Raw genomic sequence first — 23,146 nt, forward strand, 5'->3', positions numbered from 1 at the left:
TGCCTCCTCACGGCTTCGCGGTAAAGACGCAAACCACCACGCTGATTGGATGGATGACGTCCCACGCCGTTCTGTGTGGGTTCAGATCATCGAATCAATATCAAATGGGTACGGCGCGCCGGGGGTATAACCTGACAGTGACGCCATAAATTCCTCATCGCTCACGATGGCGGCGGGCGCCATGGCCAGTTGTTCAGCCCGCGTGTTTTCCGCGTGAGCCTGCCAGCGCAGCAGGCTGTCTGCGAGTGCTTCTACATCTTCTGAAAGCAAGCCGTAGACGCTTGCAGCGGTCACCTTCTCATAGCGCAACGTGGCCAAGCGGTCACGCGTCTGTTGCACTTTATGCGTTTCTCGACTGAACGCTTCAACCGCAGGTTCGTGGTTTTCGCGGTATTTATCGCCACGGCCGTACAAGTCTCGGCGCCGGAGGAACAACTGTTCGTTAATGCGGATCAGAGCAGCGTCTACAAAATCGAATTCACGCGGGGTGACCAGCGAACGGTTGAGCTGCAGCGATTCCTGCGCGCGCCGAAGCGCGGCCCAGCAATTGGGAATATAGCCTCCGACCATTGAATGGTTGCCTTTGTGCTTTAAGCCTTGAGCGATAAGCCCGGGGCGGTCGGGCAGTCCATTGATTTGCTGCACGGCCAACGTGCAGGCGGCGTGCTGGGTAATGGTGTCGCAACCGGGCTGCCAGAGGATGGAAGAGGTTTCTTTGCCGCCCAACTCCACCGGGAGGAAGTGGCGTAATGTGCCGTGGTGCTCATACGGCTCGCCGCTGAGGTTGGTAATGCCCGCAACAAACACCGAGAGGCCGACGGGCACGTTTACGAAGGTTAAGGCGGCGCCAGTCGCGTAGACCGGGGTTTTGGTGTTCATCCATGTGCCGGGCACGCTGGGCACTGGGTCGTTGTGGTTGACCATGCGGTAATGCACCAGGTTAGCGGCCGCTTTTACGAACGAGGCGTCAGCTGCTCTTGGGGCGCCGTAGGTGTAGAGCGTGATGTCGTAGTCGAAGTCCTCTCTGCGGCGTAGCATTTCCGAGAGCAACAAGGTGATGGCGCCGCCCAGGCTATGACCGCAAATGATCAGCTTTTGGCCGGTGTAAAATTTCTCGAGATAATTGGCCGTGAGTTCGTAGACCTTTTGTGCTGCCTCATAGAATCCTCGGTGGACGTTGCCCACACCTTCCACAAAGGGCACTTGAAGTGCATCGGCATCACGGAGGGCGTCCGCGATTATTTCATTGGTGCCACGTACGGAAATCAGGATCAACTCATCGTTGTGTGTGATAAACGCTTGGGTGTCGGTATCAACTTTATGGCCTCGGTCATCCAAAAAGTGAATGGTGGCAGGGGTTTCTTGATCCGTTTCTAAATCCGGGCTGTTCGCTGGGTACAGATCAGGGTCAAACGGTACGATTTCCAAGCGCCTGGAATACGCTACATCTTCGTATAGCGGGTAGTACGCGGTGGTTTGGGAGGGGTCTACTGTCCAGATTTCATCGAATTTGGCCAACGCATCACCGAACCAGTTACCCATGCTTGGTTTGCTCGGGAAACTTACTTTTTTGTCTCTGATGGGCGCCTTGTCGGGCTCTTGCCCAAACGGGTGGTAGCTCAAGGTGGCCATAATGGCGAGCTGATACAGGTTCAGTGCACAGAACTGCGGGTCTGTAGACAGCATCGGACACAGGGCGCGTAAAGGGCGAACTTCCAATACGCTGTGTTTATTGGCAAGCAGGCAGACCCCGCGCTTTCCATGCTCGCCCATCAGTGAAGCCCAGCGCCGCATGGCCGGGTATTGACACTCGACTTCAGGCGGTAAATGCGCAACATGGTCGACAAAATGACGAACTTCGACCTGAAAGAAAAAGTCTGCACACGCTTGTGCAGGGTTTGTGGCAGTGCGCGAGCCGTCTTTATGAAGGTAGCGGGTTTGCTCGGCGCGAACTTGCAGTTCGGTTATTGGGAGTGGGTAGTGTTTGCGCCGCTGTAGATCCTCGTAGGGGCGGGCTGTGCCAGTATATTTATGTGCAAGAATTAAGGTGATCGGGCCCGCAAAATGGTCGTTTACTTTTCCCGCGCCGCTGCTGTCGAGCCTGGCTTCGTATACATAACCTTCTGTATCAATAACGGTGTAGGCAAGTCCGGCATATGGCTGCCCCTCACCGTTTTCATCAACTAACTGAAAGCTGGTCCATTTGCCTCGAATAGGGCATGTTAGCATACGGCTATTTAATGGGTGCTTTAGCTCATCATCCAACTTGCTCATTGAATCTTCCTTATTCTGTGCAGCTGGGATAAATAGTGCAACTACGACCATCTGGCATTTTAAAGCTGCTAAAATCCTTATAATTGCCACGGCAGTAACCGCGTTGATCTTCGGGGCCTTCTCCCATGCAACGTTTCCAACCGTTGGGGACTTTGACCCATGTATCACCCCAGCCTGGCCTTTCTTCTTCAGCCAACTTGATCTTCAGTTTTACGGTTTTACCGGGTAGTTGATCCAAGGTGTATGCCCCTACAGGACGCCCTTTAGTAACCAAGCCCTGATCATCAATTTTTTTACAGTCGAGCCCTTTCGAAAGGCGGCGCTGTGGCCCTTGGGTTCGGAATAGCCATTGACACTGACCATTAATAGCGTTCGCTCCGGCATAATCAAAACCCCTCTTGTATTGCTCTTCCAGTTGCTCTCGAATAATCACAGCGGTTGTATCCCCGCTAAAGTCTCCGCGGGTTTTTCCATAGGTCGCATTAATCTCCAAGTCGATTCGATAAATAGCCAGCCTGCAGCCTTTGATTGTTCGGTATATTGGCACTTCGGACTCTGGCTTATACTCCGTGCGCCACTTTCTGTTAAAGGCAAGGTATGGGTTGTCATCAAGAGTGACCGTACACGTCTCTCCTTTGGCGGGCGCATACTTAACTACAGCGGAGTAAGCGAAGTTTGGAGGCAGGTCGGCCGTGAAGGTGAAGCTCTCCGACTTCCCGGTAGTACACCCTATTATCAGCATTACGAAGCCCCCTAGGAACAGGGTTTTATGTGCATTTGTCATAGCGAGGCGTTCCCTTGCAGAGATCCATCAACTAGTCGAAAAAACATCCATTTTCCTTGGGTCGGGCAGCTAAATACGGGGTAATTTAATGAGGGATTCAGCTCATCACCCAGAGTACTCATTGAGCGATTCCTTATTCTGTACAGCCGGGGTAAATGGTGCAGCTGCGCCCATCAGGCATTTTGAAACTGCTGAAGTCTTTGTGGTTTCCAAAACAGAACGCATACTGGTCTTCAAGGGCTTTGCCCATGCAACGTTTCCAACCATTCGGCACCTTGATCCAAGTATCTCCGATTGCAGGTTTTTCCTCTGCAGCCAACTTGATCTTCAGCTTTACGGTTTTACCCGGTAGTTGATCCAGGGTGTATGCCCCTACAGGACGCCCTTTAGTCACCAAGCCCTGATCATCAATTTTTTTACAGTCGAGCCCCTTCGAAAGGCGGCGCTGTGGCCCTTGCGTGCGGAACAGCCATTGACACTGGCCATTTATCGCGCCCTGTCCAGCAGAGTCAAAAGCGCCTTTGTACTGCTCCTCCAGTTGCTTCCTGATAATAATCATCGCTGAATCTGCGCCGAAGTCGCCACGCGCTTTTCCATAAGCGCCGTAGACTTCGAGTTCAACGCGATAGATGACTAATGGGCAACGTTCAACGGTGCGATAGATAGGGATTTCCAATTCGCGCTTGTAGCGTTCTTTATAATCCAGGTGCCATCTTTGGTTGTAACCTATATGAGGCTTTTTAACCTTGCACGTTTCTCCCTTGGCAGGTGCGTACCTGGCGACTGCCTCGTAAGTAAAGTCAGGAGGAAAGTCAGCCATGAAGGTGAAGCTCTCCGGCTTTCCGGTAGCACAGCCTGTTGTCAGAACTACGCTGGCCCCCAACAAAAGCGTTTTAAACACAGGTGTCATAGCGAGGCCTTAACGTGCACAGACCTATCGCTGTAGGCAACGCGGTAAATTTGCTCATTAACATCCGCCTGTTCCTTGTCGAACCTGTAGTTGCCGGACTCACGCGCCTGTGAGCGGGAGCAGGCTAAAACTCAGGTTAAACAAGATACAAAACGAAAATATGCAGGAAACTTCCTATATCTAAGTGGAATTTTCTCTGATTCAGGGTGGGAGCACTTAATCGTCGGGGTTTCCCTCATCAACAACGGCCACATTGTGCTTCTAGTACCTTTTTTGCCCCCGCCAAGCTGGGGCAACTTTTCCTGTTGCGCGCGCAAGGCAAGATTTTACGGCCAGGTTATCGCTCGGTAAGCCATAATCGTACGCATGACTTTTGACTCGCCTCTCGCCGCCTACCAACACGCCATCACCCAGCAAGGCTTCGTCACCGACGCGGCCCAGCAGCGGGCGGTGCAAGCCCTGCAAAACTGTCACGAGGCCTTGCACCAAGGCCGTTCGCCAACCGGCGTTTACCTGTGGGGGCCGGTGGGGCGCGGTAAAACCTGGTTGATGGACCAGTTTTATCAAAGCCTGCGTGTGCCTGCTCGGCGTCAGCATTTTCATCATTTTATGGGCTGGGTGCATCAGCGTTCATTTCAGCTCAGCGGCATCCAGGACCCGTTGCAGGCCTTGGCGCGGGAACTCAGCCAGGCAGTGCGTGTGCTGTGTTTCGATGAGCTGTTCGTCAGTGATATTGGCGATGCGATTATTCTGGGGCGCTTGTTTCAGGTGATGTTCGAGGAGGGCGTGGTGGTGGTCTGCACCTCGAACCAGCCTCCCGATCAGCTGTATTCCGGCGGTTTCAATCGCGAGCGTTTTCTGCCGGGCATTCAGGCGATCAAGCAGCATATGCAGGTGGTAGCGGTCGACGGCGATGAAGATCATCGTTTGCACCCTGGTGCGGCAGTGCAGCGCTATTGGGTGCGGCAGCCGAATGCGCTGGGTGCGATTTTCAAAGCCTTAAGCGATGGGCAGTCAGTGAGTCGCGGCCCGGTCAGTGTCGGCTTTCGCTCGATTGTGGCGGTGCAGTCCAGCGATACGCTGCTTTGGTGTCGATATGCCGACGTGTGCGAGCAGCCGCTGGCGGCCATGGACTTCATGCTGCTGTGCGATCGCTTCAAGGCGATTCTTCTCGGGGAGGTGCCCAGCCTGAGTGCGCAACAGCGCCCGGGGCGGATCGCGCGTGGCACCGAAGACGCTGCCCAGCACGTGGTGGCCGGGGACCGCGAGTTGCCGCAGTTGTCGGTGCACGATGACAGTGTGCGGCGTTTCATTGCGTTGGTGGACGAGTGTTATGACCGCAAGGTGCCGCTGTTCATCGAGGCCCAAGTGCCGCTGGAAGATCTCTACACCGAAGGCTATCTGGAGTTTGCGTTCCGGCGCACGCTGAGCCGCTTGCAAGAGATGCAGCTGCAACGCTTCGGTACGTAGGAAAAACCGTCGTACACGCCGAATGTCGGCGCTGGATACGCGCACTCTTTGTATTTTCAGTCGGGAATTTGTCGTTAGTCTGCTTCATCCGGCGCCGACTGCAGGCTTACAATCGTGTGCCTCAAAGGGAACCGATTCCCTTGTTGTGGTTATTGAGGAAGGCAATGGACACCCCGGACATTCTGGTGCTGCAAGCCAGCTACACCAACCCCGTGCACGCTGAGGCCATCGGCCTGGTGCTTAACCAATACGCTAAAGATCCAATGGGTGGCGGTCACCCCCTGGCTGCCGACCTTTTGCAGCAACTGCCGGCGGAACTGGCCAAGCGCGCCCACGCGTTCAGCGTGCTCGCGTTTGTCGGCGGCGAGCCGGCAGGGCTGATCAATTGCTTTGAAGGGTTCTCGACGTTCGCTTGCCGCCCGTTGATCAACGTTCACGACGTGGCGGTGGTGAATCAGTTTCGTGGCCTTGGGTTGAGTCAAAAGATGCTGCAGAAGGTTGAGGAAATCGCCCGTCAGCGCGGTTGCTGCAAGATCACGCTGGAGGTGCTTGAGGGCAATGATGTGGCACAGTCAGCGTATCGCAAGTTCGGTTTTGATCAGTCGATCTTTGATCCGGCCCATGGGCGCATGCTGTCCTGGAGTAAACCGCTTTAATAAATAAAGCGCAAAAAAAAGGCGCCACTTAAGGGCGCCAAGTTAACCTTTGCCAACGGAGCGGAATGGCGAAGGGTGATGCGGATTAACTAACGATTAAATCAGCTGGCAGGCTGTTGTTGTGCACTGGGTTGTTCGACAGTGTTCGGCTTAACAGTCTTGCCATCGGCAAGCGCCGTGGGATCAGTCGTGCCGTGAGTCTTTTGCTGCATGAAGGCGAAGTTGTTGTAAAACTCCTTGGAGCGCTCTGAACCGCCCTCTGCAAAGGCGGCGGCAGAGGTCAGCGTCATCAAGGTGGCAAGCATCAACGTCGAGAGTTTCATTGAGGTATTCCCATTAAGTGTGATCGGTATCCGCCTCGTCCTTGATCAGATTCATGGGGCGAGTCTGCAGGCACCTTATTAAGTGGGAGTTAACGCAAAGAGGCCTTGAGGTTAACAATATTGTTAACCTCAAGGCGGCTAATTACAGCCTCCAGTCCAGCGCAAGTGTGACGGAGCGCGGGTCGCCCCAATACACGCCGTTATAAAAGCCGACGCGTTCGTAATATTTTTTATCAAATAGGTTATTGACGTTAACCGACGCCGAAACATGCTCGTCGAATTGGTAGCGTGACATCAGGTTGACCACGGTGTAGGCCTGCTGGGTGATTTTGGCGCGCGTGGTGATCAGGTTGCCCTTGTCGTCCCGCGCGCCGGTCGGCCGATTGCTGAAGTCATACACATCGCTCTGCCAGTTCACCGCGCCGCCCACCGTCAGCTTGCGCCACGCGCCTGGCAGCCGGTAAGCGCTGGAGACCTTCAGCAGGTTGAGCGGCTGTTGGGTATTGTTGCGTTTGCCAGAGCCGTACACCGAGTGGGTGTAGGTGTAGCCAGCGGTCAGGTTCCAATCGGGCATCACTTCGCCGGCGACCTCCAGTTCGAACCCCTTGACCTTGTTACCTTTACCCCCGGATGTGTAGTACTCCTCACGCGTGACAGGGTTCGGCGGCACCGAGTCGTCCAGTTCAGCGACGTTGTCCTGGGTGCTCCAGAAGTACGCCGCCGCAAGGTTCAGGCGCTCGTTCAGCACGCTGCCCTTGAGGCCGATCTCATAGTTACTGCCCACCACCGGCTCGAGGTATTTCTTGTCGACATCGCGCGCGCTTTGCGGCTTGAATATATCGGTGTAGCTCGCGTAAACCGTGTACTCCGGCGTGATGTCGTAGAGCAGCCCGGCGTAAGGCGTCCACATATCGTTGTGCACCTGGCGGGTTTTGTCGGACGCGGTCAATTGGTCGTTGGCATCATATTCGGGGGTTGCGCTTTGCAGTTCCCAACTGCCATAGCGGCTGCCGAGCACGGCGTGCAAACGGTCCGTCAGGCTCAAGCGTGTGGCCAGGTAGCCGGCTTTCTGTTTTTTGCTGCTGTGTTCGCCCTTCAGGCCTGTGACCGTGTCGGGAAATTTGCCGATCCCGCCCATGTATTTCCAGTCTTCAATGTTGCTGTACCCGTCAGGTGTTGGGCCTCTGCGCAGGAAGGGTGAGGCATCGCGTTGCGCGGCTTCGCCATACCCCATCATCATTGCGTGTTCGCGGCCCAGCAGCGAGTAGCTGCCGGCAAGGTTGAGGTCGACGGCCTCCATTTTCGAGGAGCCGAGCATATGGCTGGACCATGCTTGCATGCCACTGCGATCCGGGTTGGGAAAGCCCGCGCCGCCGTAATACACCTTGCCGTCGGTGTCACTTTGCCGATGGGTGTAAGCCGCCTTGAGGTGCCAGTCGCCGGCGATTCGATGGTCCAGCGTGGCGAACGCGGTCTTGTCGGTCAGCGGCCAGGAACTCCACTCTGCCGCCATGTTGGTTGAGCGCGAGAGCCCGGCCTTGCCACCCTGGCTGTTCCAGTAGGGCACGGTGCCCCACGTGGTGCCTTGTACCTGCTTGTTCTGGTAATCAAAGCCTGCCGCCAGCACGGTATCGTCGGAAATGTCGCCTTCCAGAATCCCGTAACCCACCGACCGCTGCAGCGCGTAGTTATCACGGTACGACTTGCTGTCGCGGTAGGCCAGCACGGTGCGCGCGCGCAGCCGGCCGTCAAATGCCAGCGGGCCGCCCACGTCTACGTAGCTGTAGTAATTGTCATGGCTGCCGGCACTCACACCGGTGCTTGCCTGCCACTGCGCGGTGGGGCGCTTGCGCACCATGTTTACCGTGGCCGAGGGGTCGCCGGCGCCAGTGGTCAAGCCCGTGGCGCCGCGTACGACCTCAATGTGGTCGTAGATGATGGTGTCGGCGTCCGACTTCATGTAGCCGAAGGTATTGAGCATGCCGTCAATCTGGTAATTGCTGATGCCGTAACCCCGCGAGGAATAGGCGGCGCGGTCGGAGTCATAGTGTTGCACGTTGACACCGGTGGTCTGGCGCAGCACCTCGGTCAGCGTATTAAGGTTGAAGTCGTCCATGTGCTGACGGGTGATGACCGAGATCGATTGCGGAGTTTCCTTGATCGACAGGTTCAGCTTGGTCGCGGTATTCATCGAACCGGTGGTGTAGGCCCCGGTGTGCTCGGTATTCGCGCCCAGGCCTTCGGCGGTGATGCGCGTGCTGCTCAATTGCAGGGCGTTGGTCGGGGTGTGTTCGGGGTCGGTTTCGGCCAGTAGCTCAGGGCTCAGTGTGACGCTGAACAGGCCAAGGGTGAAGGTCATGGAACGGGTAAAAGGCGCAAACATCGGGGCAAGCTCCTTGTCGTCTTTGAAGCCACCCCGGAAAGGGAAGGCATGGATCAAAGACGAAAGGAGCAGGGTGACTTTAGGTCTAAACGAGAATTGTTGTTATCTGTATGTTTCAGAGCCGTGACTACTTGGCGACTACCTCGGCGCTATCTGCCTTCTTCGGCTTGATCAGGCTGAAATCAATCAAACCCTTTTTCTGGGCTATATACGGATCGCCAATGATCAGCGGGCGCGGCTTGAAGCTGTCGTTGACCAGGCTTTTGCTGCGGTCCCATTCATCGAAACTCAGCCCGGCGAGGTCTGCCCAAGTGTGAATAAGCTGCGCGCTGCTGTAAGGCCGCTGCAGGTCGCTGGCGAAGCTCCAGTCATGTGTTTCACGCCATTTCGGTGAGGCATAGGCCATGAACGGGATGGTATACATCGGCGCCGTTGGCTTGCCTTCGTTGCGCCCAAGGGTGGTATGGCCTGGCGAGTCGAACACGTCTTCGCCGTGGTCCGAGAGGTAGAGCAAAAAGCCATTCGGGTCGGTTTTGGCGTAGTCCTTGATCAGGCTGGAGACCACGAAGTCGTTGTACCGCACCGCGTTGTCGTAGCTGTTGTAGGTGGCCAGTTGCTCTTCACTCACGCCAGCCGGTACGCCTTGGCGATCGGTGAATGTGTCAAAGGTCGGCGGGTAGCGGTACTGGTAGCTCATATGAGTGCCGAGCAGGTGCACCACGATGAACTTGCGTTCGGTGGGGTCGGCCAGTGCCTTGGCGAAAGGCTCCAGCACGTCACCGTCGTATTGGCGAGCGTTCTGGTTGCGGTTGTTATTGAGGTACACCTGCTCGTCGGCCTGTTCGGAAAAAGTCGTGAGCATGGTGTTGCGCTTGGTCATGGTCTGCTGGTTGGTGATCCAGTAAGTTTTATAGCCGGCCTGCTTCATCACGCTGACAATCGACGGCGTTTTCAGGTAAAGGTCCGGGTTTTCTTCGTCGGCGAAGGTCAGCACCTGTTGCAGCGCTTCAATGGTGTAGGGGCGCGGGGTGATGACGTTATTGAACACCGCCAGTTGGTCGCGCAGCTTGTCCAGTTCCGGCGTGGTGTTGCGCGGGTAGCCGTAAAGGCTCATGCGCTGGCGGTTGGTGGATTCGCCGATCACCAGCACCAGTGTCGCTGGCTGGCCGGCCATGCTGTCCTTGAGGTTTTTCAAGGGCGCAATCTGGCTGGCGCTGGTGAGCATGCCTTGCATGCTGTTGAGCTGCTCGGTGTAGCGGCGATAGGCGACGATCATCTGCCAGGGCACTGCGGGCTCAACACGGGATTCAAAACCGTCGATGGCAAGCGCCATGGTCGGGTTGGTCGCGATCTGTTTCACCAGTGGGTAACCGACCACCGCCAAAACGATTGCGGTGGCGGCCAAAATAGACTGGCCGCGCGGCAGGTACACCGGGCGCAAGCGGCTCCACAGCCAAACAGCCAGGGCGGTATGGGCGATAAACGCCAGCACAATCCACCAGGCGAAGTATTGGGTCGCGTATTCGCCGGCTTCAGAGATGTTCGACTCGAACATGATGAAGATGACGCTTTGTGAAAATTCCTGCTGGTAGATGAAAAAATAGCCCAGGCTGGCCATCGAGCAGGCCCACAGCACCACGCCGATCAAGGCGGCGAGCAAGCGTGTACGGCGCGGGAACAGAAGCATCGGCGCCAACCACAGCGCACTCAGGAAGAAGGCTTGGCGAAAGCCACTGAAGCCGGAGGTGCCGGTCAGTTGGATGAGTAATTGGGTAATACCCGAGAAATACCAGAAAAACATGAACAGCCAGCCAAGGCCTGCCCAGTCAAAACCTTTCGCAGACTTGGTGCTGCGTTTGAACATCGCCATCCAGTGCTCCAACCCGATCATTTTGCAGTTGACGCGCAACAGCGCACGCAACAGAGGCCACCCATGCATGGGGTAGCCTTTGAGGGCGGGAGTATCGGGAGGTCGATGTGAAAACTTTGTGAGATTTTTGTGTGGGTTATCTTACAAAGTGCTCAGGTGCCGGTTTCAGCACAGCGCAGGGTGTGCGCCTGAAGGCTGATCCAGCTGGGCCTGGAGGTGTAAGCGCAGGCGCAGGACCTCTTGCTGAAGCTGATCGCGCTGGTCTTTCAACTGGCGCAATTCATCGCGACGGACGGTAACGTAAAGGGTCTGTGGCGGGCGTGTCATGGGTGCTGTGCTCATTGCTTACCTCGCAAATAGCCGGTAAATCGCGGTGCCGAAACGCTTTAGTCGAGGTTTTCGGCAACAGTCGAAGCAATTCTGAATTCTTTTTTGAGTCAATGGAACTTTTTTATTTTTGATTGTCTCTGTGACTTTTTGCAGGGTGTTGCTGAAACGTTCGACTTTTTTGTCATGAAACTACACGGATCCGCTCTGGACTAACCCTCATTAGCCTCATTGCGCTATAAACTATGTCACACATTTATTACGTAGTTAGGAGCATCAGCACATGCAACTGGGGATTATCGGACTAGGCCGCATGGGCGGTAACATCGCACGGCGCCTGATGCTCAATGGGCATACCACCGTTGTATATGACCGTAACGAAACATTCGTCAAAGGCTTGAGCGAAGAGGGCGCCACCGGCGTCGCCGACCTTGAGGCTCTGGTAGCCGGGCTGCAAAAGCCGCGCGCGGTATGGGTAATGCTGCCGGCCGGCGCACCCACCGAAGACACCATCACTGCCTTGAGTGAGCTGCTCGAAGACGGTGACGTGATCATCGACGGCGGCAACAGCATGTATAAAGATGACATCCGCCGCGCCAAAACCCTGGCGGAAAAAGGCCTGCACTACGTCGACGTCGGCACGTCCGGCGGCGTCTGGGGCCTGGAGCGTGGCTATTGCATGATGATCGGTGGTGACGTCGAAACCGTGCAGCGCCTCGACCCGATCTTCGCCAGCCTGGCCCCTGGCCTGGGCAACATCCCGCGCACCAAGGACCGTTCCGCCAGCGCTGATACCCGCGCCGAGCACGGTTACATCCACGCCGGCCCAGCGGGTTCCGGGCACTTCGTGAAGATGATCCACAACGGCATCGAGTACGGCATGATGCAGGCTTTCGCTGAAGGCTTCGACATTCTCAAGACCAAAAACTCGGAAAACCTGCCGGAGCACGAGCGCTTCGATCTGAACGTCGCCGACATCGCCGAAGTCTGGCGCCGTGGCAGCGTGGTCTCGTCGTGGTTGCTCGACCTGACCGCCGACGCCTTGGCCACCGACCCGAAACTCGACGGTTACTCCGGCTCCGTGGCTGACAGTGGCGAAGGCCGCTGGACCATCGAAGCCGCCATGGAGCAGGCAGTGCCGGTTCCGGTGCTGTCGACGTCGTTGTTTGCACGCTTCCGTTCCCGTCAGCAAAGCACCTACGGTGACAAAATGCTGTCTGCCATGCGCTTCGGCTTTGGCGGCCACGTGGAGACTTCCAAAAAATGACCGCTAACGGCAAGAAACCCAAGGCCGAAACCGCACCGCCGACCACGTTGTTCCTGTTCGGCGCGCATGGCGACCTGGTCAAGCGCCTGCTGATGCCTGCGCTTTACAACCTGCGTCGCGACGGGCTGCTGGGCGACGGCCTGCGCATTGTCGGCGTGGATCACAACGCCATCAGTGACGCCGACTTCGCCAAGAAACTCGAAGACTTTATTCGCACCGAAGCCGCGAGCAAGGTCAAGGGCAATGGCCAAGACGCGCTCGACCCAGCGCTGTGGGCGCAGTTGGCCAAAGGTATCAGCTACGTCGAGGGCGACTTTCTCGACGACAGCACCTACGCCGACATCGGCAAAAAGATCGCCGACAGCGGTACCGGCAACGCGGTGTTCTACCTGGCCACCGCACCGCGCTTCTTCAGTGAAGTGGTGCAGCGCCTCGGCAGCGCCGGTTTGCTGAATGAAACCGATGAAGCGTTCCGCCGCGTCGTGATCGAGAAACCGTTTGGTTCGGACCTCGCCACCGCCGAGGCGTTGAACGCCAGCTTGCTCAACGTCATGAGCGAAAAACAGATCTATCGCATCGACCATTACCTGGGCAAGGAAACGGTGCAGAACATTCTGATCAGCCGTTTCTCCAACGTGCTGTTCGAAGCGTTCTGGAACAACCATTACATCGATCACGTGCAAATCACGGCGGCGGAAACCGTCGGCGTCGAGACCCGTGGTAATTTCTTCGAAAAAACCGGCACGCTGCGCGACATGGTGCCCAATCACCTGTTCCAGTTGCTCGCGATGGTGGCCATGGAACCGCCGGCGGCGTTTGGCGCTGACGCAGTGCGCGGTGAAAAGGCCAAGGTGGTCGGTGCAATCCGCCCCTGGTCGTTGGAAGATGCGCGGGCCAACTCGGTACGTGGCCAATACACCTCTGGCGAAATTGGCGGCAAGCAGCTTCCCGGTTACCGTGAAGAGGCGAATGTAGCGCCTGACAGCAGCACTGAAACCTTCGTCGCCCTCAAGGTGATGATCGACAACTGGCGCTGGGTCGGCGTGCCGTTCTACTTGCGCACCGGCAAACGCATGAGCATTCGCGACACTGAAATAGTGATCTGCTTCAAGCCAGCGCCGTACGCGCAGTTCCGCGATACCGACGTGGATGAACTCAAGCCGACCTATCTGAAAATCCAGATCCAGCCAAACGAAGGCATGTGGTTCGACCTGCTGGCGAAAAAGCCTGGGCCGACCCTGGAAATGGCGAATATCGAGCTGGGCTTCGACTACAAGGACTTCTTCGAGATGCAGCCGTCGACGGGTTACGAAACCTTGATCTACGACTGTATGACCGGCGATCAGACCCTGTTTCAACGTGCCGACAACATCGAAAATGGCTGGCGTGCGGTGCAGCCGTTCCTTGATGCCTGGCAGCAGGATGACGGTATTCAGGCCTACAAAGCCGGTGAAGATGGCCCGGCCGCTGCCGATGCCTTGCTCGCCCGCGATGGTCGCACGTGGCATAGCCTCGGATGAGTGACGTTCCGGTGCATCCCATCCAGTTTGTATTAAGTGACATGGACGGCACGCTGTTAGGTCCCGATCACCTGCCAAGCCAGCGCACCCTCGACGCGGTGCGTGCCTTGCGCGCCGCCGGGGTGTTTTTCAGCCTGGCCAGCGGGCGCCCGCCCAAGGCCATGTTGCACATGGTCGAGGCGTTCGGCATCGATGTGCCCGTGGCAGGGTTTAACGGCGGTACGTTGATCAACCCGGATGGCAGCGTGCTGTTGGCGCACCATCTGCCGGCCGAGGCGGCGCTGGTGACGCTGGCGCTGTTTTCAGGGCAGCCGGACGTTGAAGTCTGGTTGTTTGCCGACGGTGATTGGCTGCGCCGTGATCCGCCGGGGCCGATGGTTGCCGTCGAAGCGGCTGGCCTGGGCTACGGGCCGAAGGTAGTTGAGAGTTTTGAGCCGTACCTGGATCGGGTCGACAAGATCGTCGCGGCCAGTCGTAACGCGCCATTGCTGGTCGAGTTGGAGGCGCAGTTGCAACCCAAGGTGCAAGGGCTGGCGCATGTCTCGCGTTCGCAACCGATTTACCTGGACGTGACCGCGATGCAAGCGAACAAGGGCGATGCCTTGAAAACCCTGGCTGCGCACCTTGGTGTCGCGTTGGAACACACGGCGGCGATTGGCGACGGTGGCAATGACCCGGCGATGTTTAATGTCGCCGGGTTCTCGATTGCCATGGGCCAGGCTGAAGAAGCCGTCAAGCGTCAAGCCAGCGTCGTGACCGGCAGTAATGTCGAGGACGGTGCTGCGCAAGCCATCGAGCGGTTTATTCTGGCCGCGCACTAAGCGCTAACTTCCGGTCATTCTTCCGATCATTGTTGTTGCACACGATCATTGTTGTCGCACAACGGCAATGATCGGAAGTGGCTGCATCGATTTACTTGGGCATTGCCCACGACTGCAACTGATAGCCGTCTTTGTCGAGTTCGGCGCGCGCCTGCAGCAACAAATCTTCTAGTTGGGTTGCATCGGTATAGGTGCTCGAAGACAGCTGTTTGCTGCCGATACGGGTATTGGTGCGGTCGATGACGCTCAGGCTGAGTGCGCCGTTGCCATCGTGCCAGGCCACGCACTGAAAGGGTTGGAAAGCACGGTCTGCGATCAAAAGAGCTTCGTTGATGCGGAGCGGGGCGTTCATGTGGTTCTTCTCTCTAATTGCCCAATCAAGTGAGTGCCGTCGGTTGGGCGGGCCGCACGGCGAGTTACTTGTACTGATGCACGATGGCGGGGTACGGGTCACATGTTAGAGCAAGAAATTTTAAGCTCGCGTGATTGAAGTCATCTAAGCGGCTGTTTTAGCGGCGCAATTGAGGTGTCGATCAACCTCGACTTTTTTCCCGAAAATCGCCGGAGGTGGCTTTTTGCCCGCACTTATAGCGAAACGGTACATAGGCCGCGTCAATATCTTGATAGTGTGAGCCGCAGGCACTACAAATCATTGTTTATAAATAATTTTAACGATATTGGCGCCAAGGAATAGTCATGGTTACTACACCTGTCCAGCGCCGCTTGCTTGTGGTTGACCCCTGTGATGATTGTCACGCGTTGTTGCCCGGCCTGCGCACCGCCGGGTGGCAGGTGGACAGTTGCGCGCTCAGTGCGGTCGGTGACCGCTCATGTGATGTGGGCCTGTTGCGTTTGCAGCCGTTTCATTTTGAACGCCCGGAGGCGGTCAAAGAGCTGATCAGCCGCAGTGGCACCGAATGGATCGCGGTGCTTAGCCAAGATGTTTTACGCCTGCACAACGTCGGCGATTTCGTCTGCGAATGGTTCTTTGACTTCCACACGCTGCCGTTTGATGTGTCTCGTGTGCAGGTCACGCTGGGGCGTGCCTTCGGCATGGCGCGCCTGCGCGGCAAAGGCCACACGCAGGTGGACGAGCCCGAACATGAATTGCTCGGCGACAGCCGCTCTATCCGCGACTTGCGCAAATTGCTCGCCAAACTGGCGCCCACGCAATCCCCGGTACTGATTCGCGGCGACAGTGGCACCGGCAAAGAGCTGGTCGCCAAGACCTTGCATCGCAAATCCCAGCGGCACGCCAAACCGTTCGTTGCGATCAACTGCGGCGCCATTCCCGAACACCTGATTCAGTCCGAGCTGTTTGGCCACGAGAAAGGCGCGTTTACCGGTGCCCATCAGCGCAAGGTCGGGCGCATCGAGGCGGCGAACGGCGGCACGCTGTTCCTGGATGAAATCGGCGATTTGCCGATGGAATTACAAGCCAATCTGCTGCGTTTTTTGCAAGAAAAACACATTGAACGGGTTGGCGGCAGCCAGCCGATCCCGGTGGATGTGCGGGTGCTGGCGGCCACCCACGTCGACCTCGAGGCCGCGGTCGAAAAGGGCAGCTTCCGCGAAGACTTGTACTACCGGCTGAATGTGCTGCAGGTGATGACGGCGCCGCTGCGTGAGCGGCATGGCGATGTGGCCCTGCTGGCCAACCACTTTTCGCGTTTCTACAGCCAGGAAACCGGCCGGCGCCCGCGCAGTTTCAGCGAGGATGCGCTGGTCGCCATGGGGCAGCACCCATGGCCGGGCAATGTGCGCGAACTGGCCAACCGTGTGCGCCGTGGCCTGGTGCTGGCGGAAGGGCGGCAGATCGAGGCGGCGGATCTGGGCTTGCAAGGCGCGCGCGCAATCGCCTTGCCCATGGCGACACTGGAACATTACAAGCACTGCGCCGAGCGTCAGGCGCTGTGCGATGTGCTCAACCGGCACAGCGACAACATAAGTGTCGCGGCGCGTGTGCTGGGGGTTTCGCGGCCGACGTTCTACCGGTTGCTGCACAAGCACCAGATCCGCTAGCGCCGGTAAACCAAAAGCCGCGCAACGACATTGATCGTTGCGCGGCTTTTGCGTGTGGCTGGCTTAGAAGTAGTACGGGAATTTCAAGCTGAAGGTAAAGTCCGGTGCGTCATCGGTCATGCCTATCGACAAGTTCGGCACTATCGTCAGGTTATCCGTGGCGGCAATCGTCATGCCGACGTTGAAATAACCAGCGTTGGCGTCGCTGGAAACCACCGATTGCCAGTCCTGACCGCTCTGTTTGATCTTGCTTTTGCGCTGCACCAGGTCCGACACGGAAAACGACATGCTCATCTTCTCGTTGAGCGCAAAAGCGACCCCCAGGCCCAACTGGAGGCTGTCACCCAGGCTGATTTTGCCGGGGACTTTCTGGTTGACGTTGGGGCTGATATCGCCGAACGACTCTTCGAAGTTATGCGTATACGACAGCGAGCCGAACAGCACCGCCGGGTCGACGGTTTTCACCAGCGAGATACCCGGCGTCACCGACCACACACCGTTACCGGTCGGCAAACTGGCCGGCACCGCGAGGTTATTGTTCTGCGCTTGTTCGATCAGCTTGATGCCATACGGCTCTTGGCCGGTCGGCGCCTTGAGCCGCACCGACAGCACGGCGTCCGGCAGGTTGGCGCTTTCATCCAGAAATTTATAAGCGACACCGAAGTTCACGTCGCCAATGGTCGGGTCTCGCGTGACCGAGGCTTCGGAGGTTGCGGTGGAGTCACCGTTGGCACCACCGGACTGGTAGGTCGACTCGCGGTAGATCACCGGCACGTTCACGTCGAATTGCCAGCGGTTGTCGAGGTTGTAACGCCCGGTCAGGTCCAGCGTCCAGCTATCGGACTTGATCCGGTCCAGGTTGATATTGCCGAGGAAGATCGAGTCCAGCGCCAAAAAGCCGTTGAGTGATAATTGGCGCGCATCGTAGCGGGAATAGGTGATGCCGGTTTCCAGGCTGAACCGGCCATTGCCGAAAAAGCCACTGGCCTCGTTATAGAGGTTGCTCACGCTTTGTGCCGGTGCCGAATCGTCCTTGAGGTTTTGCCCGTAGGAGCTGCTGCCGGCGGCACCGCCCGACGCCGCTGCCGCGCCCACCCCCGGCGTATGGCCGGCCACGGCGCTGCCGCCTTTCTGAAAGTCGGCGGGTGACTTGACCAAGCGTTTAGGGGAGGGTGCGGCGGGTTGGTCTTCTACCTGGCGTACACGTTGCTCCAGCACGGCGAGTGCTTTTTGCTGCATGTCATAGCGTTGTCTGAGCTCAAGCAGCTCGCGTTTCAAGGTTTCTATATCGGCATCCGGGGCTGCGTAGAGAGCGGATGCGGGCAGGAGCGTGCTTAAACATATAGCGGCATGTAACGATAAAGATCGATGCATGAAATAAGCCGTCCCATTTTTTTAATGCGTAAGTGTGGTGGCTCAACGTGGTTCAGTAACCGGAAGGGCGTAGGCCCTTGAGTTGCTCAAGGTTGAGGTTCTGCGTGAGGCTGTTCAAACCGTTGCTGCCCAGTACCACATTGAGTTGGGTCGAGTTTGCAATGGCGTTGAAATCGCCTTTGATAATCGTGCCTTGGCTGACGGCGCCGCCGCCGATCTGCTGCAACACGCTGCCCTGATTGTTATTGGCCTGGAGCGCGAGTTGCAGCCCGCCATTTTGCGCAGCTACCGTCACTTGGCCGGCAGCTGTGCTGCCGGTAATCGGCTGGCCAGCCACCAGCGCTTGCCCGGACTGCACATAGTTGGCGGGTGCCAGGCCATTGCGCGTCACGTTGATGTCGACGCCATTGGTGGCGCTGTTGCCGTCGCCGGCCGCGCGCACGCTTTGCACCACGCCTTGGCCCGTGCCGAGGCCTGCGCCACCCACCACCGTGCCGGTGCCATCGGGTTGCGTGGCTGAACCTGTGCCATCGTGCCCGCTGACTTGCACATAAAACTGCGGCGCCACGGTGGTCGCGTTGACCTGCATGTTCGCGGTGCCGGTCATGCTGGCGCCAGCGGCGTTGGTCCAGGTGCTGCTCATCACAATGCCAAAGCTGATAATGCGCCCGGGCATCACATAACGTCCGCGCAGCTCGGCCATTTCCGCGTCCTTGAGTTCGATCGGTTTGAATGCCGCCGCGGCATAAGCCGGTGCGCAGGTGGCCAGGCACATCAGCGTCAGCCAGCGTTGGGTGTTCATGGTCTGCTCCTGGAGCGTCCTGCCCCTTGTTGCGCTGCTAGAAGAAGTCGCTCTGGATAAACCCGAAGTCCATCAATTCGCTGTCACGCACCGGGCTGAATGCGTTCAACTGGCCCTTGGCGGTCAGCGGTGCAGGCGGTGTGAGCAGGGCATTGGCCTTGTCGTAGCCCTCGCCGATGACGGCAAACACGATGCCGTTCCAACCCTTGACGAAATCGTCCCTGGTATAACGCTTGTTGCCCAGCACGGGGTCGCCGATATACACCCAGTCGTTGTCGGCACGCTGCAACACCACAAAATGCTTGTAGCCGCGAATGTCCAGCAGCACCACAACCGGCACTTTCAGGGTCACCAGCACGTGCGGTTCAATGCGGTAGCCCTTGGCGCGCATCTGGATGCTTTCCAGGTAGCGCTTCATGTCGAGCATCGAAAAACCCTGCGTGCGCACCAGCTCTTGGTCAGCGTTGACCAGCATGCCCTTGATCACGTGGTCTTCATCCACGTCCATCCAATAGGCTTGGCGCAGGAGGGTCGCCAGCGCGGCGGCGCCACAGCTGAAATCGGTTTTCTGTTCCACCAGGTTGGCAAACTTGCGCTCGCGCAGGCTCTCGACTTTCTTGTAGATCACCGCACCGTTGGGCATGACCACAGCCATTTGCGCCGCCCAGGTCGGGCCGGTGAGTGCTAGCAGAAGGAGGCAGGTAACGCGCCGCATGATCGAATGGCCTGTTGGACACTGGAAATAAAAAGGGCCTTGTTGCCAAGGCCCGATCTGCATCAGAAGCGTGTGATTGCTACGTTGTTTTGAGCTTGGTTGTTGCCACCCGACAGGGTGTTGGTACCCACTACACCCGAAGCGTGGTTGAACGAGTTGTTCACGCTGGCGCTGTTTGCCACGGCTTTGCTTTGGCCGTAATAGGCGTTGCCGCTGCTGAGGTTGACGCTGAGGTTACCCGACACGTCTTGCACGGCATTGACGGTGGCGCTGCCGGCTTTGCCGTTGCCCGAGTTGATGACAGTGCTGTTGCTGCCTTGGTTGGACGTACCCGAGGCGACGGTCGACTGAATGATGCCCGAGCCGTTGTTGCCACTGTCGTTGACCGAAGCATTGTTTTTGCTGGCGCTGCTGATCACCAGGTTGCCGCCGGACGATTGCTTGGAGTTAACCGTGGCAAACACGAAATCGGCATCGCCAGAGGTAATTGCAACGTCGTTTTTGCCCTGATTGTTATCGCCACTGAGGGTGTTGTTGCCGACCACGCCGCTGTAGTTGTTGAGCGAGTTGTTAACCGACGCGCTGTTTTCGGTTTTGTCATTGAGCACCACGTTGCCGTGGTTGTTTTGGCCGTCATTCGCGGTCGCGTTAGACGTGGTGGTGGGGCCGCTCGCTTGAGCAGCAACAGCCATCAGTGCAGCCAGAGCGAAAGCCAGTGGTTTAAGAGCCATTGTCGTTTTCATGGTGTATCCCCTTGCTTCTAATGAGTGGTTAAGTGTGTTGATACGGTGTAGCCGTAGACTCAGCTTGATCAGTTGAGTCGTAAGTTCAGGGTGTTAGCCACCTGGTTCCCCACCCCTGCGCTCTGGTTGACCTGCACCACCCCACGGCTGCCGGTGAAGGCCTGGTCGCTGGTCGCGACCTGGCGGCTGCCAGTGGTAGAGGTCAACCCTGAGTCGGTTGCAAGCGCAACGTTCTGTTGCGACATGACGCTGTCGTCGATGCTTTGCGGGCCAGCGCTGACGCTGATTCGCACGGCATTGATCATCTGGTTTTGGGCGCCGGCAGACTGGTTGACACTCAGTGCGCCATTGCCATGACTGAACGCGTTGCCCTGGATTGCGGCCTTCGCGTTGAGCGAGCGGTCGGCCGCCGCGCCGCTGATTGTTTGCGTGACGGTGAGGTTCGACGCGGCGTTGCGGCCCACCGTAATGGCGAGGTTGTTGCTCAGTTGTTGCTGGTCGCCAGCGGCCTGGTTGATCAAGGCAACGCCGTTGTACTGCGTGCCGCTGTTGTCGATCCCTGCGTTGTTATTGCTGTCGGCCATTGCGGTTGTGCAACCGAGCGCAGCAATCAACATCCAGGAACGCTTCATCTCATCGCCCCCCGGCCATGCCGCCAAGGTTATTGAGGGGCGCAATGCCGCTGGAGAGCGCGCCGTTAATCGTGCCGGAAATACCGCTGCCACTGCCGCTGCCGTGCCCGGCCGCACTGCCGGCGCCAAGGCCTGCGCCGCTGCCGGTATTGCCCAGGCCCGGGAGGTTGCCGCCCGGCAAAATACTGCGGGTGATACTTGCGCCGCTGCTGATACCCGCGATGTCGTTGTCGCTGAGTTCGCTGTTGGCGGCGCGCATGATCTGTGCCGACGGGTTGGCACTTACGGCAGTGGGGTAGGGGTCGATGCCGCGTGAACGGCCCATCGCGTAGGGCTGGACCTGGCGTTCAATCACAATCACACCGTCGCCGGCGAGCACGGGAAGGCTCACGCTTGCACTCAGTACAGCGCTGATCAGCAAGAGGCTTGGTAGGCTTGGATTGTGTGTGTCCACGGCAACGTTCCTTATGGGCGCGCTGACCCTGAGCAGCGCTGTAAGGACTAGAGCAGAAGCCGTGCCGCTTTTTATTTATCTTTATTATTCAATGGTTTGAAGTTGATTTAAGACAAAGTAGTGGCACTGTTGTAACGTCAGCGAGACACTCCCCCGTCTGGTCAAACTGCTGGCCGTCAGCGCGGACAATGCTGCGCAGATTGGGTTCAGCTGTATCAGCGCTGTAACACTCAACCGCAGAAACCCGTGGCCCTGTGCGGCACGGGCGATGCAGGGCAGCGCGGTGTAACAGAAGTGGACACTGCGGTGCAAAATGGCGGCCGAACTGTCCCCGGCCTCCTGAAACGGAGGCGGCTAACAGCTCGGTCAGCCTTTGGGTGCTTTACGCGGGATGGAATTGAGTACGGGGTTGCCGTCCTGGTTCTGGGTCAGGTAGACCGGCAAAACCTTGGGCAGGGAGGGGATGAGGTTGTTGACCTCATTGATGTTGTAGATGCCGCCGATGCGAATCGTCCCGGTACTCGCGTCTGCCAGCAGCACCGGTTTGCTCAGGTAGCGGTTGATCAGCGGCAACGCATCGGCCAGGGCCAGGTTGTCGAGCACCAGCTTGCCCTGACGCCACGCAAGGGCTGCGTCATTGGGGTTGATCGCAGCCACGTGTGGCGCTGCATCACCCGGGTGATAACTGGCTTGCATGCCAGGGCTGAGCGGCACACTGGCGTGCAGCGCGTCACTTGAGACCTGCACCGAGCCTTCAAGCAACATCACCCGCACCTGATCTTCGTACTTCCAGACGTTGAACTGTGTACCCGTGACCCGAACCTGCCCTTCGCCCGCCCGCACGATAAACGGATGATTGCTGTCATGGGTGACCTTGAAAAACGCTTCGCCCTTGTTCAGCGTGACCCGGCGCTGGTCTTTGTAATGGCGGTAGACAAGCTCAGTGCCCAGGTTCAATTCGACTTGGCTGCCATCGCCGAGGGTGACCTTGCGCAGGCCATCATTGGCTTCAAAGTGCTCATACGAACTGGGCAGCCAGCCGGCCTGCCAGCCGGTAAAGGCGGCCAGTGGCAACGCGGCGAGGCAAATCGCGGCGGCCACCGCATAGCGATGCACCCGCCTGCGCGGCGCCAGCTGCACCACCGGCGTTACAGGCGCCCTGCGCGGCAGGTGGTCGGCCACGTCCCAGACTTCGAGCATGGCCGCGTATTCAAAAGCGTGCAGCGGATGCGCATCGTGCCACTGCGCAAACGCCTGACGCTCGCCTGCCGTGCAATCGCTGGCATGCAGGCGCATGCACCAATGCGCGGCGGCGTCGGTGATGGCGTCATATTCGGCTTCTGAAAGGGGCTTGTCGCGCATTGGCTCATCCTGATTTCGCTCATTCTAACCTCCCGAGGCGGACGGCGAGAACAGCCATCATGGCGATTGCCCATCAATTGGAACTTATTCTCGTTTGAAAGCCTCAGAAAATCGAGGACACGCGTCCGTCATTCCCACAATGGAGAACGAACATGCTGAAGAAGACCTTAGCTGCCCTGTGTGCAACCACTGCTCTGCTGAGTGCCGGCGCAGCCCTGGCCGATAAGCCTGGCGCTGGCTGGATCACCATCGAGAAGGCCATTGAAGTCGCCAAGACCAAGGCTGGGTACATCGAGGTCTACGCGGCCGAAGCAGACAACGATGGCTATTGGGAAGTCAAAGGCCGCAAGTCCGATGGCACCGTCTATGAAGCACGTATCGACGGCGCCTCCGGCAACGTCCTGCGTGACCAGAAAGACTGACCGCGGCTCCGGGGG

The 23,146-nt window shown here is 57.9% G+C and carries 22 protein-coding genes; 7 read left to right on the forward strand and 15 right to left on the reverse strand.

The annotated features are described in order from the left end of the window. Window positions 1–81: 81 nt before the first annotated feature. The 3 genes from ACOZK9_RS21150 to ACOZK9_RS21160 form a co-directional block, all read right to left on the reverse strand. Complete coding sequence (locus ACOZK9_RS21150) at window positions 82–2,274, reverse strand: lipase family protein (protein WP_421556488.1); 2,193 nt, start codon at window positions 2,272–2,274, stop codon at window positions 82–84. A gap of 10 nt (window positions 2,275–2,284) precedes the next feature. Beyond that, window positions 2,285–3,058 carry a hypothetical protein gene (locus ACOZK9_RS21155; protein WP_421556489.1) on the reverse strand — a complete coding sequence of 258 codons (774 nt, stop codon included), beginning with the start codon at window positions 3,056–3,058 and terminating at the stop codon, window positions 2,285–2,287. A 133-nt stretch (window positions 3,059–3,191) separates the two neighbouring features. Then, window positions 3,192–3,968 carry a hypothetical protein gene (locus ACOZK9_RS21160; RefSeq protein ID WP_421556490.1) on the reverse strand — a complete coding sequence of 259 codons (777 nt, stop codon included), beginning with the start codon at window positions 3,966–3,968 and terminating at the stop codon, window positions 3,192–3,194. A 366-nt stretch (window positions 3,969–4,334) separates the two neighbouring features. On the opposite strand from ACOZK9_RS21160, the gene zapE reads away from it, so the two are divergent. Both zapE and ACOZK9_RS21170 read left to right on the forward strand, forming a co-directional pair. Beyond that, a complete protein-coding gene (zapE, locus tag ACOZK9_RS21165; protein ID WP_421556491.1) occupies window positions 4,335–5,438 on the forward strand; it encodes a cell division protein ZapE in 1,104 nt (367 codons plus the stop codon). 164 nt (window positions 5,439–5,602) lie between these two features. Next, window positions 5,603–6,094, forward strand: coding sequence for a GNAT family N-acetyltransferase (locus ACOZK9_RS21170; protein ID WP_058411270.1), 492 nt, complete (start codon window positions 5,603–5,605; stop codon window positions 6,092–6,094). Window positions 6,095–6,195: 101 nt separating this feature from the next. Here the strand turns inward: ACOZK9_RS21170 and ACOZK9_RS21175 are convergent, their stop codons facing one another. The 4 genes from ACOZK9_RS21175 to ACOZK9_RS21190 all read right to left on the reverse strand — a co-directional run bounded on the left by ACOZK9_RS21175 (window position 6,196) and on the right by ACOZK9_RS21190 (window position 10,997). Next, entirely contained in the window at window positions 6,196–6,417 is a 222-nt protein-coding gene (locus ACOZK9_RS21175; protein WP_058411269.1) for a hypothetical protein, read from the reverse strand. 142 nt (window positions 6,418–6,559) lie between these two features. Beyond that, window positions 6,560–8,800, reverse strand: a complete 2,241-nt coding sequence (locus tag ACOZK9_RS21180) for a TonB-dependent siderophore receptor (RefSeq protein WP_421556492.1) — start codon at window positions 8,798–8,800, stop codon at window positions 6,560–6,562. A gap of 127 nt (window positions 8,801–8,927) precedes the next feature. Beyond that, complete coding sequence (locus ACOZK9_RS21185) at window positions 8,928–10,670, reverse strand: phosphoethanolamine transferase CptA (protein WP_421556514.1); 1,743 nt, start codon at window positions 10,668–10,670, stop codon at window positions 8,928–8,930. A 165-nt stretch (window positions 10,671–10,835) separates the two neighbouring features. Next, complete coding sequence (locus ACOZK9_RS21190; RefSeq protein ID WP_421556493.1) at window positions 10,836–10,997, reverse strand: DUF6026 family protein; 162 nt, start codon at window positions 10,995–10,997, stop codon at window positions 10,836–10,838. A gap of 283 nt (window positions 10,998–11,280) precedes the next feature. Between ACOZK9_RS21190 and gnd the strand changes: the two genes are divergently transcribed. The 3 genes from gnd to ACOZK9_RS21205 are packed head-to-tail and all read left to right on the forward strand — an operon-like array spanning window position 11,281 to window position 14,605. Continuing rightward, entirely contained in the window at window positions 11,281–12,264 is a 984-nt protein-coding gene (gene gnd / locus ACOZK9_RS21195) for a phosphogluconate dehydrogenase (NAD(+)-dependent, decarboxylating) (RefSeq protein ID WP_421556494.1), read from the forward strand. Then, a complete protein-coding gene (zwf, locus tag ACOZK9_RS21200; protein ID WP_058411266.1) occupies window positions 12,261–13,784 on the forward strand; it encodes a glucose-6-phosphate dehydrogenase in 1,524 nt (507 codons plus the stop codon). Before gnd ends, zwf begins: the two co-directional genes overlap by 4 nt. Further along, complete coding sequence (locus ACOZK9_RS21205; RefSeq protein ID WP_421556495.1) at window positions 13,781–14,605, forward strand: HAD family hydrolase; 825 nt, start codon at window positions 13,781–13,783, stop codon at window positions 14,603–14,605. The genes zwf and ACOZK9_RS21205 overlap by 4 nt, the downstream gene beginning before the upstream one ends. A 91-nt stretch (window positions 14,606–14,696) precedes the next feature. Here ACOZK9_RS21205 and ACOZK9_RS21210 read toward each other — a convergent pair whose 3' ends face one another. Further along, entirely contained in the window at window positions 14,697–14,957 is a 261-nt protein-coding gene (locus tag ACOZK9_RS21210) for a hypothetical protein (protein ID WP_058411264.1), read from the reverse strand. 344 nt (window positions 14,958–15,301) lie between these two features. Here ACOZK9_RS21210 and ACOZK9_RS21215 point away from each other — a divergent pair, with 344 nt between their 5' ends. Beyond that, entirely contained in the window at window positions 15,302–16,627 is a 1,326-nt protein-coding gene (locus tag ACOZK9_RS21215) for a sigma-54 dependent transcriptional regulator (protein ID WP_421556496.1), read from the forward strand. Between the two features lie 63 nt (window positions 16,628–16,690). Here the strand turns inward: ACOZK9_RS21215 and ACOZK9_RS21220 are convergent, their stop codons facing one another. The 7 genes from ACOZK9_RS21220 to ACOZK9_RS21250 all read right to left on the reverse strand — a co-directional run bounded on the left by ACOZK9_RS21220 (window position 16,691) and on the right by ACOZK9_RS21250 (window position 22,709). Then, the gene (locus tag ACOZK9_RS21220) at window positions 16,691–18,001 is read right to left on the reverse strand and encodes a hypothetical protein (protein ID WP_421556497.1); all 1,311 of its coding nucleotides are present in this window, start codon (window positions 17,999–18,001) and stop codon (window positions 16,691–16,693) included. 52 nt (window positions 18,002–18,053) lie between these two features. Next, window positions 18,054–18,803, reverse strand: coding sequence for a hypothetical protein (locus tag ACOZK9_RS21225; RefSeq protein WP_421556498.1), 750 nt, complete (start codon window positions 18,801–18,803; stop codon window positions 18,054–18,056). 37 nt (window positions 18,804–18,840) lie between these two features. After that, window positions 18,841–19,518, reverse strand: coding sequence for a C39 family peptidase (locus ACOZK9_RS21230; RefSeq protein WP_152747105.1), 678 nt, complete (start codon window positions 19,516–19,518; stop codon window positions 18,841–18,843). 62 nt (window positions 19,519–19,580) lie between these two features. Beyond that, window positions 19,581–20,261: a hypothetical protein gene (locus ACOZK9_RS21235; protein WP_058411259.1), complete on the reverse strand. Its 681-nt coding sequence runs from the start codon at window positions 20,259–20,261 to the stop codon at window positions 19,581–19,583. Between the two features lie 68 nt (window positions 20,262–20,329). After that, on the reverse strand, window positions 20,330–20,893 hold the full coding sequence (locus tag ACOZK9_RS21240; protein ID WP_421556499.1) for an adhesin: 564 nt from the start codon (window positions 20,891–20,893) through the stop codon (window positions 20,330–20,332). 1 nt (window position 20,894) lies between these two features. Beyond that, entirely contained in the window at window positions 20,895–21,347 is a 453-nt protein-coding gene (locus ACOZK9_RS21245; protein ID WP_421556500.1) for a hypothetical protein, read from the reverse strand. A 366-nt stretch (window positions 21,348–21,713) separates the two neighbouring features. Continuing rightward, complete coding sequence (locus ACOZK9_RS21250) at window positions 21,714–22,709, reverse strand: FecR family protein (protein WP_058411256.1); 996 nt, start codon at window positions 22,707–22,709, stop codon at window positions 21,714–21,716. 152 nt (window positions 22,710–22,861) lie between these two features. Here ACOZK9_RS21250 and ACOZK9_RS21255 point away from each other — a divergent pair, with 152 nt between their 5' ends. Next, entirely contained in the window at window positions 22,862–23,131 is a 270-nt protein-coding gene (locus tag ACOZK9_RS21255; protein ID WP_058411255.1) for a PepSY domain-containing protein, read from the forward strand. Window positions 23,132–23,146: the final 15 nt, after the last annotated feature.

Origin of the sequence: Pseudomonas kitaguniensis (assembly GCF_049199985.1) — a bacterium.
In the GTDB taxonomy this organism is placed as follows: domain Bacteria; phylum Pseudomonadota; class Gammaproteobacteria; order Pseudomonadales; family Pseudomonadaceae; genus Aquipseudomonas; species Aquipseudomonas kitaguniensis.

Coding starts and splice junctions, on each gene's coding strand:
- ACOZK9_RS21150 (WP_421556488.1), bottom strand. CDS start 2,274: ATGAGCAAGTTGGATGATGAGCTAAAGCACCCATTAAATAGCCGTATG.
- ACOZK9_RS21155 (WP_421556489.1), bottom strand. CDS start 3,058: ATGACAAATGCACATAAAACCCTGTTCCTAGGGGGCTTCGTAATGCTG.
- ACOZK9_RS21160 (WP_421556490.1), bottom strand. CDS start 3,968: ATGACACCTGTGTTTAAAACGCTTTTGTTGGGGGCCAGCGTAGTTCTG.
- zapE (WP_421556491.1), top strand. CDS start 4,335: ATGACTTTTGACTCGCCTCTCGCCGCCTACCAACACGCCATCACCCAG.
- ACOZK9_RS21170 (WP_058411270.1), top strand. CDS start 5,603: ATGGACACCCCGGACATTCTGGTGCTGCAAGCCAGCTACACCAACCCC.
- ACOZK9_RS21175 (WP_058411269.1), bottom strand. CDS start 6,417: ATGAAACTCTCGACGTTGATGCTTGCCACCTTGATGACGCTGACCTCT.
- ACOZK9_RS21180 (WP_421556492.1), bottom strand. CDS start 8,800: ATGTTTGCGCCTTTTACCCGTTCCATGACCTTCACCCTTGGCCTGTTC.
- ACOZK9_RS21185 (WP_421556514.1), bottom strand. CDS start 10,670: ATGGCGATGTTCAAACGCAGCACCAAGTCTGCGAAAGGTTTTGACTGG.
- ACOZK9_RS21190 (WP_421556493.1), bottom strand. CDS start 10,997: ATGACACGCCCGCCACAGACCCTTTACGTTACCGTCCGTCGCGATGAA.
- gnd (WP_421556494.1), top strand. CDS start 11,281: ATGCAACTGGGGATTATCGGACTAGGCCGCATGGGCGGTAACATCGCA.
- zwf (WP_058411266.1), top strand. CDS start 12,261: ATGACCGCTAACGGCAAGAAACCCAAGGCCGAAACCGCACCGCCGACC.
- ACOZK9_RS21205 (WP_421556495.1), top strand. CDS start 13,781: ATGAGTGACGTTCCGGTGCATCCCATCCAGTTTGTATTAAGTGACATG.
- ACOZK9_RS21210 (WP_058411264.1), bottom strand. CDS start 14,957: ATGAACGCCCCGCTCCGCATCAACGAAGCTCTTTTGATCGCAGACCGT.
- ACOZK9_RS21215 (WP_421556496.1), top strand. CDS start 15,302: ATGGTTACTACACCTGTCCAGCGCCGCTTGCTTGTGGTTGACCCCTGT.
- ACOZK9_RS21220 (WP_421556497.1), bottom strand. CDS start 18,001: ATGCATCGATCTTTATCGTTACATGCCGCTATATGTTTAAGCACGCTC.
- ACOZK9_RS21225 (WP_421556498.1), bottom strand. CDS start 18,803: ATGAACACCCAACGCTGGCTGACGCTGATGTGCCTGGCCACCTGCGCA.
- ACOZK9_RS21230 (WP_152747105.1), bottom strand. CDS start 19,518: ATGCGGCGCGTTACCTGCCTCCTTCTGCTAGCACTCACCGGCCCGACC.
- ACOZK9_RS21235 (WP_058411259.1), bottom strand. CDS start 20,261: ATGAAAACGACAATGGCTCTTAAACCACTGGCTTTCGCTCTGGCTGCA.
- ACOZK9_RS21240 (WP_421556499.1), bottom strand. CDS start 20,893: ATGAAGCGTTCCTGGATGTTGATTGCTGCGCTCGGTTGCACAACCGCA.
- ACOZK9_RS21250 (WP_058411256.1), bottom strand. CDS start 22,709: ATGCGCGACAAGCCCCTTTCAGAAGCCGAATATGACGCCATCACCGAC.
- ACOZK9_RS21255 (WP_058411255.1), top strand. CDS start 22,862: ATGCTGAAGAAGACCTTAGCTGCCCTGTGTGCAACCACTGCTCTGCTG.